1 protein-coding gene is annotated in these 298 nt (G+C 55.7%); it reads left to right on the top strand.

Annotation, left to right across the window (positions count from 1 at the left end; genetic code table 11):
- A partial coding sequence (locus ACETK3_RS21385; protein WP_373993604.1) for a hypothetical protein occupies window positions 1-190 on the top strand: 190 nt, incomplete at its 5' end.
- Window positions 191-298: the final 108 nt, after the last annotated feature.

Genomic DNA, 298 nt, shown 5'->3' with positions numbered 1-298 from the left:
CCGGCCGGGGATTCACCAACGCACGCAACTACAAAACGCGTATCCTGTTGCGCAGTGCCGCCAGAACAGCGGCATGAACATCCTTCACGGCAGAACATTCACCACGAACCGTGAAGAGCCAGTTTCGGCCCAGCAAAAGCCAAGCAAAAGCGCAGGAAAAGTACACGGCGTAAAGGCTTGGGACTGCTGAAGGTTTAGTTGACAGCTGGGGTTGATAATTTCTTACGCGGCTGAGGCCGCGTTTTTTATTGTCTCAAACTCGATGGGTGTCAGCCGGCCGAGGGCGCGTTGACGGCGT

This window comes from Arthrobacter sp. E44, assembly GCF_041877125.1.
Lineage (GTDB): Bacteria > Actinomycetota > Actinomycetes > Actinomycetales > Micrococcaceae > Arthrobacter.
Note: the sequence above shows the minus strand (reverse complement) of the source record. Positions and strands in the feature narration are given on the sequence as shown.